This is a genomic window from Actinophytocola sp., assembly GCF_050699915.1.
Lineage (GTDB): Bacteria > Actinomycetota > Actinomycetes > Mycobacteriales > Pseudonocardiaceae > Actinophytocola.
On record NZ_JBOHGA010000003.1, the window covers coordinates 1 to 14,728 of the forward strand.

The 14,728-nt window shown below is 72.1% G+C and carries 14 protein-coding genes and 1 pseudogene; 12 read left to right on the forward strand and 3 right to left on the reverse strand.

The window, feature by feature from the left end; all coding sequences use genetic code 11:
- The 11 genes and pseudogenes from ACRDSK_RS00995 to ACRDSK_RS01045 all read left to right on the forward strand — a co-directional run.
- A pseudogene (locus tag ACRDSK_RS00995) lies at positions 1-1,899 on the forward strand (hypothetical protein); the annotation flags it as partial.
- A 68-nt stretch (positions 1,900-1,967) separates the two neighbouring features.
- Positions 1,968-2,612 (forward strand): DUF1707 SHOCT-like domain-containing protein, encoded by a 645-nt coding sequence (locus ACRDSK_RS01000; RefSeq protein WP_431437916.1) that lies wholly within the window; start codon positions 1,968-1,970, stop codon positions 2,610-2,612.
- A 60-nt stretch (positions 2,613-2,672) separates the two neighbouring features.
- The gene (locus tag ACRDSK_RS01005) at positions 2,673-3,248 is read left to right on the forward strand and encodes a DinB family protein (protein ID WP_431437980.1); all 576 of its coding nucleotides are present in this window, start codon (positions 2,673-2,675) and stop codon (positions 3,246-3,248) included.
- Positions 3,249-3,258: 10 nt separating this feature from the next.
- The gene (gene deoC / locus ACRDSK_RS01010; protein WP_431437918.1) at positions 3,259-4,227 is read left to right on the forward strand and encodes a deoxyribose-phosphate aldolase; all 969 of its coding nucleotides are present in this window, start codon (positions 3,259-3,261) and stop codon (positions 4,225-4,227) included.
- Position 4,228: 1 nt separating this feature from the next.
- A complete protein-coding gene (locus ACRDSK_RS01015) occupies positions 4,229-5,665 on the forward strand; it encodes an aldehyde dehydrogenase family protein (protein WP_431437919.1) in 1,437 nt (478 codons plus the stop codon).
- Positions 5,658-6,524 (forward strand): aldehyde dehydrogenase family protein, encoded by an 867-nt coding sequence (locus ACRDSK_RS01020; protein ID WP_431437920.1) that lies wholly within the window; start codon positions 5,658-5,660, stop codon positions 6,522-6,524. Before ACRDSK_RS01015 ends, ACRDSK_RS01020 begins: the two co-directional genes overlap by 8 nt.
- Before the next feature lie 47 nt (positions 6,525-6,571).
- Positions 6,572-6,916, forward strand: coding sequence for a hypothetical protein (locus tag ACRDSK_RS01025; protein WP_431437921.1), 345 nt, complete (start codon positions 6,572-6,574; stop codon positions 6,914-6,916).
- On the forward strand, positions 6,913-8,025 hold the full coding sequence (locus ACRDSK_RS01030) for a C40 family peptidase (RefSeq protein ID WP_431437922.1): 1,113 nt from the start codon (positions 6,913-6,915) through the stop codon (positions 8,023-8,025). Before ACRDSK_RS01025 ends, ACRDSK_RS01030 begins: the two co-directional genes overlap by 4 nt.
- Before the next feature lie 53 nt (positions 8,026-8,078).
- Positions 8,079-8,495: a YbaB/EbfC family nucleoid-associated protein gene (locus tag ACRDSK_RS01035; RefSeq protein WP_431437923.1), complete on the forward strand. Its 417-nt coding sequence runs from the start codon at positions 8,079-8,081 to the stop codon at positions 8,493-8,495.
- Positions 8,492-9,016: a YbaB/EbfC family nucleoid-associated protein gene (locus tag ACRDSK_RS01040; RefSeq protein ID WP_431437924.1), complete on the forward strand. Its 525-nt coding sequence runs from the start codon at positions 8,492-8,494 to the stop codon at positions 9,014-9,016. Before ACRDSK_RS01035 ends, ACRDSK_RS01040 begins: the two co-directional genes overlap by 4 nt.
- A 76-nt stretch (positions 9,017-9,092) precedes the next feature.
- Entirely contained in the window at positions 9,093-10,370 is a 1,278-nt protein-coding gene (locus ACRDSK_RS01045; RefSeq protein ID WP_431437925.1) for a primosomal protein, read from the forward strand.
- On the opposite strand, the gene ACRDSK_RS01050 is transcribed toward ACRDSK_RS01045, so the two are convergent.
- Positions 10,360-11,469: an adenosine deaminase gene (locus ACRDSK_RS01050; RefSeq protein ID WP_431437926.1), complete on the reverse strand. Its 1,110-nt coding sequence runs from the start codon at positions 11,467-11,469 to the stop codon at positions 10,360-10,362. The genes ACRDSK_RS01045 and ACRDSK_RS01050 overlap by 11 nt on opposite strands.
- Positions 11,470-11,730: 261 nt before the next feature.
- Between ACRDSK_RS01050 and ACRDSK_RS01055 the strand changes: the two genes are divergently transcribed.
- Complete coding sequence (locus ACRDSK_RS01055; protein WP_431437981.1) at positions 11,731-12,831, forward strand: PA containing protein; 1,101 nt, start codon at positions 11,731-11,733, stop codon at positions 12,829-12,831.
- A gap of 223 nt (positions 12,832-13,054) precedes the next feature.
- On the opposite strand, the gene ACRDSK_RS01060 is transcribed toward ACRDSK_RS01055, so the two are convergent.
- Both ACRDSK_RS01060 and ACRDSK_RS01065 read right to left on the reverse strand, forming a co-directional pair.
- Positions 13,055-14,341: a thymidine phosphorylase gene (locus ACRDSK_RS01060; RefSeq protein WP_431437927.1), complete on the reverse strand. Its 1,287-nt coding sequence runs from the start codon at positions 14,339-14,341 to the stop codon at positions 13,055-13,057.
- Positions 14,338-14,727 carry a cytidine deaminase gene (locus ACRDSK_RS01065; protein ID WP_431437982.1) on the reverse strand — a complete coding sequence of 130 codons (390 nt, stop codon included), beginning with the start codon at positions 14,725-14,727 and terminating at the stop codon, positions 14,338-14,340. Before ACRDSK_RS01065 ends, ACRDSK_RS01060 begins: the two co-directional genes overlap by 4 nt.
- Position 14,728 lies beyond the last annotated feature (1 nt).

Consider the following 14,728-nt stretch of genomic DNA (forward strand, 5'->3'; position numbering starts at 1 on the left):
GTCTACGTCGCCGAGCCCACGCGCCACCGCGTCCGCGCGATCGACCCCGACGGGCGGGCGCGGCCGTTCGCCGGCACGGGCGAGGAGGGCTCGGACGGCGACGGCGAACCCGCCGAGGAGGCCCGGCTCGCGGTGCCGGTCTCGGTGGCGGTCGACTCGGAGGGCTACGTCCTCATCGCCGACCAGCACGAGCGGGTCATCCGCCGGGTGGACCCGGACGGGATCATCGACACGGTCGCCGAGAACGTCGAGGCGCGACAGCTGGCCGCCGGCACGAACGGCACGGTCTACCTGACCGCGGGCGAACTGGTGTACCGGTTGGGCGCGGACGGCCGGCCGGTCCCCGTCGCCGGTGGCGGCGAGCGGTGGGCCGAGAAGGCGGACGGCAAGCCCGCCGCGCAGGCCGGCCTCTGGGAGACGGGCGCCGTCGCCGCGGACGGCGGCTCGGTCTACTTCGCCGAGGCCGGCAAGCCGTCGGTGCGCGCGGTGGCGCCGAACGGCGTGCTCGTGACGGTCGCCGGCAACAGCTACCTCAGCCCAGAGGAGGGCGGGTTCGCCGGCGACGGCGGCCCCGCGGTCCGCGCCGAGCTCAACCACCCCACCGGCCTCGCCGTCGGCCCGGACGGCGAGCGCTACGTCGCCGACACCTACAACAACCGCATCCGCCGCATCGACGACGCGGGCGTGATCACGACGGTCGCCGGCACCGGCGAGCGGGCCGACCGCGGCGACGGCGAGCCCGCGACGAAGGCCGCGCTGACCGAGCCGACCTCGGTGGCGGTCGGGCGCGACGGCGAGCTGTACATCACCAGCACCACCTCGAGCCGGGTGCGCCGCGTCGACCCCGACGGCACCATCGACACGCTCGCCGACCTCGACCCGCCGCGCCCCGACGGCAAGGCCACCGCGACCGACCTCGGCACGCTGCGCACGCTGGCCGTCGGCGTCGACGGCACGCTCTACCTCGACACCGCGGCCGGGCTGCGGACGGTGGCGCGTGACGGCACGCTCGACCCCGCCATGCCGGGCGACGCCGCGTTCCGGACCTCGAGCGAGGTGGTCCCGGCCCGGGACGGCTCGCTGCTGGCGCTCTCCGGCGCGACGCTGGAGCGGTACTACCCGGACGGCGGCGTCCTGCACACGCCGCTCGGCGGGCCGGAGCGCGCGCCCACCGACGACCCGGCGAAGCAGCCCGAGCTGCGGCACCTGGCGACCGGGCCGCGCGACGAGGTCTACGTCGGCGGCACGACCGCGATCCACCGCGTGGCCGAGGACGGCACGCTCGACCAGGTGTACGGCCGCCGCGGCGGCGACGACCTCGGCGCGTTCACCGTCGGCCCGGACGGCAGCCTGTTCGTGCTGAGCGGCGACCAGGTCCTGCGGCTGCGCGACGGCAAGGCCGAGCCGGTCACGGCGGCGGAGTCGACCTACCGCCCGGCCGACGAGGAGGACGGCGGGCCCGCGAAGGAGGCGAGCCTGAGCCTCCCCGGCGACCTCGCCGTCACCGAGGACGGGACGCTGTTCGTCACCACCGCGGACGGCGTGCGGCGGGTGGACACCGGTGGCGACATCGACACGGTCGTGCCGAGCACGACCAACGCCGACGACACGATCCGCTCGGTCACCGAGCTGGCCGTCGGCCCGGGCGGCGACCTGTACCTGGGCTACGCCGAGGGAAAGGTCGACGTCCTGGTCCGCCCGGGCGAGCTGCCCACCTCGAGCGGCTCGGCGTGGCTGTTCTGGTTCGGCGGGGTGGCGCTGGTCCTCGCGGGCGCGGCGCTGACGTTCGTGCTCCGCCGCCGTGTCGCGGTCCGGACCGCCGGCGCCCCCGCCACCGCCGGGGAGACGTCCGGGGAGCCAGCCGCGGAGCCAGCCGGCGAACCGGAAACGGAGAAGTAGCAACGGAACGCGGCTGTGCCGGGCATGGTCGCCACCACGGTCCGGCGCCGCGCGCTAACCTCACGTTCGTGAGTGACCTGCCTGCCGTGCCAGACCCGCGGGACATGCGGGTGTCCAACGACGATCGCGAGCGCGTCGCCAAGGTCCTGCACGACTCCATGGCCGAGGGCCGGCTGACCGTCGGCGAGCTGGAGGAGCGGCTCGACCAGGTCTATGCCGCCAAGACGTTCGGCGACCTGGAGCCGGTCACCCGCGACCTGCCGATCGGCAACCAGTCCCGCGCGGTCGCGATGCCGCAGCCCGCGCCGTCGCCGGTCAACCGCGTCGGCGGCCGCGGCACCTCCTCGACCGCGATCGCGATCATGTCCGGCACCGACCGCAAGGGACTCTGGACGGTGCCGCCGACCTTCACCTCGGTCGCGCTGATGGGCGGCGTCGAGATCGACCTGACCGACGCCCGCTTCGAGGACGCGGAGACGACCATCCAGGCGTTCGCCGTGATGGGCGGCATCGACATCTACGTGCCCGAGGACATCACCGTCCAGGTCAACGGCACGGGGTTCATGGGCGCGTTCGAGAACCGAGTCCAGGACCAGGGCCAGCCGCGTCCCGGCGCGGCGCTGGTGAAGATCACCGGCCTGGCCATGATGGGCGGTGTCGAGGTCAAGCGCCGCAAGCCGCGCAAGCAGAAGCACAAGCAGATCGAGGAGTAGGACCCGCCGCCCGCGGTCGGGCTCGTGGTTTCGTCGGTGCCCGCTGGCATGCTCGCCGTCATGGACGCCAACGCCCGCCCGGTCGCCGACGAGCGCGACGGCCTTCTCACCTTTCTCGCCCAGCAGCGACGGGTGCTCAAGACCGCCGCGTACGGGCTCACCCCCGAGCAGCTGCGCGCGACGCCGAGCGCGAGCGCGCTGTCGGTCGGGGGCCTGCTCAAGCACGTGACGTTCACCGAGCGCGGCTGGACCGACACCATCGCCCGCAAGCCGCGCAGCGTCTCGGTCGAGGACTACGGCGCCGAGTTCCGGCTCACGCCCGAGGAGACCCTCGAGTCGCTGACCGCCGGCTATGACGAGGTCGCCGCCTACACCGACGAGGTCGTGGCGGGCATCGCCGACCTGGATGAGCCTGTCCCGGTGCCCGACGAGCCCTGGTTCCCGAAGGACATCACGCACTGGTCGGTTCGCTGGGTGCTGCTGCACCTCATCGAGGAGGCCTGTCGGCACGCGGGCCATGCCGACATCGTTCGCGAGTCGATCGACGGCGCCACCGCCTACGAGCTGCTGGCGGGTGCGGAGGGTTGGGAGCCGACGCCCTGGCTGCGGCCTTGGCGGCCCTCCGCGTCGGCCTAGACTCGACCGCATGGCAGCACCCTCACCGGCGAGTACGGGGCTACCCCCCGAGCTCTCCGACGCGACCCGCGACGAGAGCTCGCTCCGTCGGTTCCTCCAGGGCCTCCCCGGCGTCGACCAGGTCGGCGTCGAGCAGCGCGCCGCCGGCCTCGCCACCCGCAGCATCAAGAAGGCGGCGAAGCTGTGGGCCATCGACACCGCCATCCGCATGGTCGACCTGACCACGCTGGAGGGGGCCGACACCGCAGGCAAGATCCGGTCCCTGTGCGCCAAGGCGCGCCGGCCCGACCCGGAGCGCCCCGAGGTGCCCCAGGTCGCCGCGGTCTGCGTGTACCCGGACATGGTGACCACCGCGGTCGAGGCGGTGGCGGGCAGCGGCATCCATGTCGCCAGCGTCGCCACGGCCTTCCCGAGCGGCCGGTCCAGCATGCAGGTGAAGATCACCGACACGGAGCAGGCCGTCGCGGACGGGGCGGACGAGGTCGACATGGTCATCGACCGCGGCGCGTTCCTGTCCGGCCACTACGGCCGGGTGTTCGACGAGATCGTCACCATCAAGCACGCCTGTGGAAACGCCCACCTCAAGGTCATCCTGGAGACCGGGGAGCTCGCCACCTACGACAACGTCCGGCGCGCGTCGTGGCTCGCCATGCTCGCGGGCGCCGACTTCATCAAGACCTCCACCGGGAAGGTGTCGCCGGCGGCCACGCTGCCGGTCACCCACGTGATGCTGCAGGCCGTCCGCGACTGGCACACCTCGACCGGCACCAGGATCGGCGTGAAGCCCGCGGGCGGCATCCGCAACACCAAGGACGCCATCCGCTACCTCGTCGCCGTGCGCGAGGTGGCCGGGCCGGAGTGGCTCACCCCGGACCTGTTCCGCTTCGGCGCCTCCAGCCTGCTCAACGACCTGCTGATGCAACGCCGCGCCCAACTAGAGGGCCACTACAGCGGCCCGGACTACGTGACGGTGGACTGACATGAACGACGTATGGGAGTACGCGCCCGCGCCCGAGAACCGGGACATCGCGAACCTCAAGCCCAGCTACCGGATGTTCCTCGACGGCGAGTTCGTCGAGGGTGGCGGCGAGCCGCTGAAGACGATCAACCCGGCCACCGAGGAGGTGCTGGCCGAGGTGTCCACCGCCGCACCGTCCGATGTGGACAGAGCGGTCAAGGCGGCGCGGCGGGCCTACGACCGGGTGTGGGGCCGGATGCCCGGCGCCGAGCGGGCCAAGTACATCTACCGGATCGCGCGAATGATCGCCGAGCGGTCCCGCGAGCTCGCCGTGCTGGAGAGCCTCGACAACGGCAAGCCCATCAAGGAGTCCCGGGACGTGGACGTGCCGACCGCGTCGGCGCACTTCTTCTATCACGCGGGCTGGGCGGACAAGCTCGGCTACGCGGGGCTCGGCCCGGACCCGCGCCCACTCGGCGTGGCCGGCCAGGTCATCCCGTGGAACTTCCCGCTGCTGATGGCCGCGTGGAAGATCGCGCCGGCCCTCGCGTGCGGCAACACCGTCGTGCTCAAGCCGGCCGAGACCACCCCGCTGACCGCGCTGGTGCTGGCCGAGATCGTCCAGCAGGCCGAGCTGCCGCCGGGCGTGGTCAACATCCTGCCGGGCGCCGGCGACGTGGGCGCGGAGCTGACCAACCACTCCGGCGTCGACAAGGTCGCGTTCACCGGCTCCACCGACGTCGGCAAGCTCATCCAGCGCTCGCTCGCCGGGTCGGGCAAGAAGCTGACGCTGGAGCTGGGTGGCAAGGCGGCCAACGTGGTGTTCGACGACGCGCCCCTCGACCAGGCCGTCGAGGGCATCGTCAACGGCATCTTCTTCAACCAGGGCCACGTGTGCTGCGCCGGCTCGCGGCTGCTCGTGCAGGAGTCGGTGGCCGACGAGCTGCTGGAGAAGCTGCACGCACGGGTGTCGACGCTGCGCCTGGGCGACCCGCTGGACAAGAACACCGACGTCGGCGCCATCAACTCGCGCGAGCAGCTCAACAAGATCAACGAGCTGGTGTCCTCGGGCGAGGCGGAGGGCGCCACCCGCTGGACGAGCCCGTGTCCGGTGCCGGAGAAGGGCTTCTTCTTCGCGCCGACGGTGTTCGCCGGCGTCAGCCAGGCCATGCGGATCGCCCGCGAGGAGATCTTCGGCCCGGTGCTGTCGGTCCTCACGTTCCGCACGCCGGACGAGGCCGTGGCGAAGGCCAACAACACGCCCTACGGCCTGTCCGCAGGCGTCTGGACCGACAAGGGATCCCGGATCCTCTGGATGGCCAACAAGCTGCGCGCCGGCGTGGTGTGGGCCAACACGTTCAACCGTTTCGACCCGACCGCGCCGTTCGGCGGCTACCAGGAGTCCGGCTTCGGCCGGGAGGGTGGCCGCACGGGACTGGAGGCCTACCTCGATGTCTGAGCGTCTGTCCGTCGCCAAGACCTACAAGCTGTACGTCGGCGGGGCCTTCCCGCGCTCGGAGTCCGGCCGGTCCTACCCGGTGCGCGACTCGAAGGGCGGCTTCCTCGCCAACGCAGCGCAGGCCTCCCGCAAGGACGTCCGCGAGGCGGTTGTCGCCGCCCGCAAGGCGTTCGCCGGCTGGTCCGGCGCGACGGCCTACAACCGGGGGCAGGTGCTGTACCGGGTGGCGGAGCTGCTCGAGGGCCGGCGCGAGCAGTTCCTGGCCGAGGTGGCGGCGAGCGAGGGCGCGCCGGCCAAGCGCGTCCAGTCCATCGTGGACACCGCGATCGACCGCTGGGTCTGGTACGCGGGCTGGTCGGACAAGATCGCCACCGTGCTCGGCGCGTCGAACCCGGTGGCGGGTCCGTACTTCTCGTTCTCCGTGCCCGAACCGACCGGCGTGGTGGGCGTGCTGGCGCCGCGGTCGTCCTCGCTGCTGGGGCTGGTGAGCGTGGTGGCCCCGGCGATCGCGACGGGCAACACGGTGGTCGTCGTGGCGAGCCAGGACCGCCCGTTGCCGGCGATCACCCTGTCCGAGGTGCTGGCGACGTCGGACGTGCCGGGCGGTGTGGTCAACATCCTGACCGGCCGCACCGCCGAGCTCGCCCCGTGGCTCGCCTCGCACGCGGACGTGAACGCCGTGGACCTGGCGGGCGCACCGGAGTCGATGACCGCCGAGCTGGAGCGAGCCGCCGCGAACACGGTGAAGCGGGTCCTGCGTGCTAAGCCGGCCGAGCCCGACTGGGTCGGCGTGCCGGACATCTCCCGGCTGCGCGCCTTCCTGGAGACCAAGACCGTCTGGCATCCGACGGGAGTGTGAAACCAACTCCAACCGGCTAACGTCAGAGCCGGGGGAAGGGGGAGTACATGACTGACGAGGGGCCACCGCCGCCACGACCCGGCTACGACGCCGACGAGGCGGCCTTCACGGCGTTCACCAGGGGGTTTCGCCCGCTCGCCGACAACCTGACCACCGAGGGGCTCGCCGCGCACACGAACCTGGCGGGCGACGCGTTCTCCAGGGTCGGCGACGAGGTCGGGCTCTCCGCCGCGATCCGCAACGCCGCCCGGCGCCAGCGCGACCGCATCGACGGCCTGGCCACGAACACCACGTCGATGGCCGACGCGGTCGACAACACGTGGACGAACTACCGCAGCACCGAGGACGACCACGACCGGGCGATCCGCCGGGCGGCGGGTGAGCAGGCATGACCGTCCCGATGGTGGAGACGCTCGTCTCGCCGGCCGCCGACGCACAGCGCCAGCTCACCACCGACGACGGCGCCATCGACTCCGTCGACCAGGCGCACGGCGGCGTCCAGACCGCCCTCTACACCTACGACACCGACGCCGGTCAGCAGACGCGCGGCCTCCAGGAGGGCTGGCAGGGCAGCTCCGCGGACCGTCAGGCCGCCGACGTCACCACGATGAGCAGCGCGGCCAAGGACATCAGCACCTACAGCGCCGACGTCCAGGCCGCGGTGCGCGAGGCCGCTGGCATCCTCAAGGTCGGCCAGTCCACCAACCAGCGGCTGATCGACGACTTCATGGACCGCGCCGCCGAGCTGCTCTCCGCGGCCGCGGCCCTGCGCCAGGCCGGGGACAACGCCGGCGCGCAACGCAAGATCAGCGAGCTGATCCGGCTCGGCGCCCAGGTCAGCGGCGACTCGAGCACCAACCTGCAGGCCGTGATGAGCCAGCTGACCGGCGTCGTCACCCGGCTCGACGGCGCCGACGGCTCGACGTCGGCCAGCAGCGCGGACGGTGGCCGAGGTAGCGGCAACTCCGCGCCACAGGCCTACAACACCGGGGGCGGTGGGGGCGGCGGCGACTCCGGCGGCGGAGGCGGCGGGGGTGGCGGCGGCGGTGGCGGCGTGGCCACCAAGAAGCGCCTGCCGGTCGCGATTCCGCCGCAGCCAGGCACCGGCGTCGCGGTCAACCTGCCCGACGGCAGCCAGGTCATGGCGCCCAACGAGACCGCGGCCAAGGCGGTGCGCGCCGCGCTCGGGCAACTCGGGGTGCCCTACGTGTGGGGCGGCACCGCGCCGGGCGTGGGCCTGGACTGCAGCGGCCTGACCCAGTACGCGTACGGCGAGGGAGGCCTGGAAATCCCGCGCACGTCGCGCGAGCAGGACATCGGCGCCGAGGTGCCCTCGGCCGACCAGCTGCTGCCCGGCGACCTGATCTGCTGGGAGGGCCACGTCGCCATGTACATCGGCAACGGCCAGATGGTCGAGGCCGGCGACCCGGTGCAGGTGAGCCCGCTGCGCACGGAGAACTCGGGCATGCCGTTCGTGGGCTTCTACCGCCCCACCGGCTGAACGCGGGTTGGGGACCTTTCGGGCACACTGTGTCCGGAGGTAGGGGGTAGCACATGGATATCGATATTCAGCACGAGCTCGGGGTGGTGGACCGCAAGGTCCAGCGGGCCGGCGAGCAGGCGGCCGCCCAGGTGGCGCGGGCCGGCCGGATCAGCGGACGGGCCAGCTCGCCCGACGGCGGCATCAGCGTCGAGGTGGCGCCGGGCGGGCTGCTGACCGACGTCCAGCTCTCGGCCGCCGCGCTGTCCGTCGACATGGAGACCCTCGCCCGGCAGCTCACCGCCCTCGCCGAGCGGGCCACCCGCCTGGCCGGTGGCGCCATGCACAAGGCCCTCGCGCCCGTGGTCGGCGAGAAGCACCTGGAGTCGCTGGGCTACGTCCCGGTCGAGGACGAGTCCGAGGCCGACTCCGACGACGCCGACTTCGGCGACCCGCTCAAGCACGGCGAGCCGGGCAGGCAGCAGCGATGATCGAACGCGAGCCGCTCAACCGCACCACGAAGCAGCTCATCGAGGACGGCCGCGCCCGCCAAGACGCGCTGTCCAAAGTAGACGAGGTCCTCGAGCAGGTGACCGGAACCGCCCACGACCGCAAGAGAACCGTCGAGGTCACCGTCGACGGCCGCGGCCGGCTGGTGCGCCTCTGGCTCGCCCCGGACGCCGCCCGCTACGGCCCCGAGGGCCTGGGCCGGCTCATCGTCGAGGTCGCCCGGGTGGCGATGGACGACGCCACCCAGTCCGGCTACAACAAGGTCGCCCTCCTGCTCGGCGACAACCTCACGTTCGCGTTGGAGCAGCTCTCCGGCCGCACGACTCCGGCTCGGCGGCAGAGCGACGGCGGCATCACCGCCGAGGAGTTCCAGGCCCGCCGCGACGAACGGTTGCGCCGGACGGCCGAGGAATCGGACGATGGCGGCGGTACGAACGGCGGCTACGACCCCGCTGATGAGCTCGCTTCCTTCGACCCATCGTCGCTACGCTCCGACCGGTGATCCATCACGAGAACCGCACCAACTAGAGTGCCGACGTTCTGTGTGCCGATGGATTGCGTGACCAGGAGGTCCAGCAATGTCTCAGGACATCGTCTCGATCGAGCTCGGCCTGCCCCAGGGCGACCTCGTCACGCTGTGGGCACCGCGCTGGCGAGAAGACGGTGAGGAGTGGGAGGCCTTCCTCGGCCACGAGGACGACCTGTACGCGTTTCCCGACGCCGCGCACCTGGCCGCGTTCGTGCGCACGGTCACCGAGCACGACCTGGCCGACCACCCCGCCTGGGACGTGGTGCCGGAGCTCTCCGTGCCCGAGCTGCTGCCCGACGACTCGCACACCTACGACCTCGTCGGCGTGCCGGAGCTCGCCGCCGAGGAGCCGGACACCTGGACCATCGGCGAGCTCGCCGACATCATCACGATCGTCCGCTCCCTCGCCGACGTGTGCGAGCTCGACGAGGTGCACGAGGTGCTGAACTCGGCGGCCGGGTTCTCGGTGCTCGAACAGGGCACGTTCCCGTTCACCGGCCGCGAGGGCGAGAAGCTGTGGACCGACCTCGCGGAGACCATCGCCGAGCGGTGGGACGAGGTGCTCGACGCCATCGACGAGGTGGTGTACGTGCCCGAGGTCGACAAGGTGACGCTCGACCAGACCACCGACGAGCTGGCCGCCTACCAGGCCGAGTCCGAGGAGGCGGAGAGCGCGCTCGACAGCGAGGACGCGGAGGACGTCGACGTCGACGCCGATGAGTCCGAAAAGGACACCGACGAGGACGAAGACGACGAGGACGACGAGCCGGTCGGCTTCTGGGGCGAGGTCGGCATCGACCCCATCAAGATCATCACGGCCGAGGGCGAGTACTACACGCTGCGCTGCTACCTCGACGACGAACCGATCTTTCTCGGCACCGACGGCACGATCGCGGTCGCCAAGTCGACCCGCGTGCTCGCTCGGCACATCGCCCAGCACGGCGGCGCGGACAACGACCTCGCCGAGGTGTCGACGTGGGAGCAGGTCTCGACCAAGGCCACCGACGGGACCCTCGAGATCGAGGTCGAGACCGACAACACCTACGTGCTCAACGGCCTGGCCGACGACATCGGGGACGGCCCGGACGCGGTCGACCCGGTGCAGCTGGACCTCGCCGTGGAGCTGCTCCGCGACACGGCGGACTGGGCGGACGACAAGAGCGTCGCCGAGGCTCTCGCGCAGTCGGAGAGCCTCGGCTGGCTGGTGTCGTTCGTGCTGCGGCCCGACCCGACGCGGATGGCGCCGAGCCCACCGTTCGACGCTGAGCGGGAGGCTTGGACGCGCCTCGTCGAGACGTTCGAGGGCCGCCTCGAGGTCAAGAAGTAGTGCTCGCCAACGCCGTGTAGCCGGGCTTGATGATGTCGTTGATGATCGCCAGGCGCTCGTCGAAGCCGATGAACGCCGACTTCATCGCGTTGATCGTGAACCACCGCAGGTCCGCCCAGTCGTAACCGAACGCGTCCACCAGCGCGGACATCTCCGACGACGGCGTGCAGCCCGACATCAGCCGGTTGTCGGTGTTGACCGTGACGCGGAAGCGCAGCTTGGTCAGCAGCCCGATCGGGTGCTCGGCGATCGAGGGCGCGGCGCCGGTCTGGATGTTGGAGGACGGGCACATCTCCAGCGGGATCCGGCGGTCCCGCACGTAGCTCGCCAACCGTCCCAAGTGGATGGTCCCGTCGCCGTCGACCTTGATGTCGTCGACGATCCGCACGCCGTGGCCGAGGCGCTCGGCGCCGCAGTGCTGGATGGCCTCCCAGATGGACGGCAGGCCGAACGCCTCGCCGGCGTGGATGGTGAAGTGCGCGTTCTGCTGGCGCAGGTACTCGAACGCGTCGAGGTTGCGGGTGGGCGGGAAGCCCGCCTCCGGCCCGGCGATGTCGAAGCCGACGACGCCGGTGTCGCGGTGGCGCACGGCGAGCTCGGCGATCTCCAGCGAGCGGGCGTTCTGCCGCATCGCGCACAGCAGCGTGCCGACCCGAATGCGTCTGCCCGCCTCGAGGGCGCGCCGCTCGCCGAGCCGGAAGCCCTCCTGCACGGCCTCGACGATCGTGTCGAGCGACAGCCCGTGCTCGCAGAACAGCTCCGGGGCGTAGCGCACCTCGGCGTAGACGACGCCGTCCGCGGCCAGGTCCTCCGCGCACTCGGCGGCGACCCGGACGAGGGCGTCGGTGGACTGCATGACCCCGCAGGTGTGCGCGAAGGTCTCGAGATAGCGGACCAGCGACCCGGAGTCGGCGGCACTGCGGAACCACGTGTCCAGCTCGCCGGCGTCGCTGGTGGGCAGGTCTCCGTAGCCGGCGGCATCGGCCAGCTCGACGACCGTGGCGGCCCGGAGACCACCATCCAGGTGATCATGGAGAAGAACTTTGGGAGCGGTGCGCACGGCCTCCGGAGTCACCGGAACGGGGTTCGACGTCGACATGCTGCAACGGTACTCAACGAGGCATGCCACCCGATCGGGTAAGCGTAGGGCCACGTAAGGTCATGCCCGGTCGCGGCATTCGCGCTACGGCCATACTCCGAACGGCCCAACAGCTCGTGTCTGGGCCTGCAACGAACTAACGGGTGGTGTATGGACGCGTTCTGGGAGTGGCTAGGCTCCCCTGCGTCGGCCCTGCCCCTCCCCACGACGAAGGTCACCTCCGTGAACGAGAACAACAACTCGACGGTGTCGTTCGACCGGATGCGCAACATGCTGGTGCGCGCGGCCGAGATCCGTGAGAGCGAACAGCAGCAGATCTTCGACACGCTGGACGAGATCCACGCCAGGTTGTCCCCACTGGAATCCATCGGGTCCGTGCGCAAGCGGCTGTCCGAGATGCCTGACCGCACCGAGCTCACCGCGCTCGCCGCCCGCGTCGAGGACGCGCTCGGCAAGCTCGAGACCCAGGACGGCGCCATCGCGGCGCTGGCCAGGGCGGTCGAGGGCATCGTGGACAAGCTCGCGACGCCGTTCGCGCAGCTCGACGGCCGACTGGACGGGGTAGCCGGCCGGTTCGAGGGTGTCGCCGGACGGATGGACGGGCTGGAGGACAAGCTCGCCTCGATCCACCGGCGCATCGACGAGCTCGACGGTCACCTCGGCAAGCAGGACGGCAAGCTCGACGCGCTGCCCGGCAACGTCCACGGCCCGGTCCGCGAGCGGATCCAGCAGGCCGAGGTCACCCTGCGCACGCGCATCGACGAGGTCGACGGCGGCATCCGCGCCCACGTCGACTCGACGAAGGACTCGCTGCGCCAGTCCGTGGCCGATGCGGCCAACGCCCTGCACAACAACGTCGACGAGAAGGCGACCGGCGTGCGCGGCGCGGTCGACGAGGCCCGCAAGTCGGTGCAGGACGCCGTCGAGGACACGAAGACGACGGTCGACGGCACCGAGCGGCTCGAGTCGCTCGCCGCGCGCCTGGAGCAGGTGACCGGCCGGCTGGACGAGCTGACGACCCGACTCGACACGGTCGAGGACGGATTCACCGAGAAGATCGGCCAGCTGGGCACGGCGATCACGGACAGTCTCACCAAGGTCGAAGGCACCCTCGACAACCAGCCGGACAACGACCAGCTGGCGACGATGGTCCGCAAGAGCAACGAGGAGTCCGAGCGCCGCATCGGTGGCCACCTCGACGAGGCGATGGCCACCTTCGCGGAGCTGATGATGGGCGGCGGCGCCCCGCAGCCCCGCCCGCCGGCGACCCTGCCGCGGCAGACGTCCCGCCGCCGCAACGGCAAGCCCACGAAGAACACGCGGACCGAGGAGACCGAGGAAGCCGACTCCTCGAACAGCTGACCCAACACGCGAACGGCCCCCACCTCCTAGCCGGTGGGGGCCGTTCCGTGTCCAGTCACCGATTCGGCCCGACCACAGCATCGCCGGGCATCGACTCAGCGATCGCACGACGAAGGACGTTGATCAACGCGCCCACAGCGGCGGGCGACGCCGCCCGGTCGTCCGGCTGGGTCTGCGAGTCAGGGTCGGCGTGCTGGCGTGGTTTGGCGCGGCCGTTCCGTGTCTAGCGCGCGCCGTGGATCGTCTCCACCACCAGCGGGGTGGGCTCCGGCGCCGAGTCGGCGATGTCGACCGCGTCCGCCAACGCCTCCACCGCTCCCGCGACCGCGTCCGGGGTGTCGGTCCGCAGCTCGAACAGCGGCGCCCCGGCGTCGACCCGCTCCCCGGGCTTGGCCAGGCACACGACTCCGGCGCCCGCCTGCACCGGGTCCTCCTTGCGCGCCCGCCCGGCGCCCAGCCGCCACGCCGCGATCCCGACCGAGCGCGCGTCCAGCCGCGCCACCACACCCGCTCGCGGCGCTGGCACCACGTGCACGTGCGCCGGCGTCGGCAGCGCGGCGTCCGGGTCGCCGTCCTGTGCGGCGATCATCGCGCGCCACGTCTCGTACGCCTGGCCCGACGCGAGCACCGCGGCGGGGTCGGCCGGCACCCCGGCCAGCGACAGCATCTCCGCCGCCAGCGCCACGGTCAGCTCCACCACGTCCGGCGGCCCGCCGCCGCGCAGCACCTCGACCGACTCGGCGACCTCGACGGCGTTCCCGACCGCCCGGCCCAGTGGCGTCGACATGTCCGTCAGCAAGGCGGTCACCCGCAGCCCGTGCTCGTCGCCGATGGCGACCAGCGCGGACGCCAGCTCGCGCGCCTCGGAGAGCGTGCGCATGAACGCCCCGGAGCCGACCTTCACGTCCAGCACGAGCGCGCCGGCTCCCTCGGCGATCTTCTTCGACATGATCGACGAGGCGATCAGCGGCACGCACTCCACGGTCGCCGTCACGTCGCGCAGCGCGTAGAGCTTGCGGTCCGCGGGCGCCAGGCCGACCGTCGGCGCGCACACGACCACGCCCACGGACGCGAGCTGGTCCCGGATCTCCGCGGTCGACAGGGCCGCGCGCCATCCGGGGATCGACTCCAGCTTGTCCAGCGTGCCGCCGGTGTGTCCGAGCCCGCGCCCGGACAGCTGCGGCACCGCGGCGCCGCACGCGGCCACCAGCGGCGCCAGCGGCAGCGTGATCTTGTCGCCGACCCCGCCGGTGGAGTGCTTGTCGACGGTCGGCCGGCCGGTGGGCCAGGTGAGCCGCTCCCCGGAGTCGATCATCGCCCGCGTCCAGCGGGCCGTCTCCGCGGCGGTCATCCCGCGCAGGAAGATCGCCATGGCGAGCGCGGACATCTGCTCGTCGGCGACGTCGCCGCGGGTGTAGGCGTCTACCACCCAGTCGATCTGCTCGTCGGACAGCACGCCGCCGTCCCGCTTCGCCCGGATGACGTCGACGGCCGAGTGGGTCGTCGTCACGGGAGGTCGTCCGGCCCGAAGGCGTGCGGCAGCACGTCACGCATGGCCATCGGGCCGGCGGGCGTGTCCAGCAGGCACTCCGGTCCGCCCAGCTCGTAGAGCACCTGGCGGCACCGCCCGCACGGCATCAGCAGCTCACCCGCGCCGCTGCGGCAGGCCACCGCGACGAACCGGCCGCCGCCGGTCAGCCGCAGCTGGCCCGCCATCGTGCACTCGGCGCACAGCCCGAGCCCGTACGAGGCGTTCTCCACGTTGCAGCCGACGACCACCCGGCCGTCATCGGCCACCGCGGCCGCACCGACCGCCAGCCCGGAGTACGGGCAGTAGGCCTGCGCGGCCGCCTCGACCGCCGCCGTGCGTAGTTTGTCCCAGTCCACAGAGGCCAGG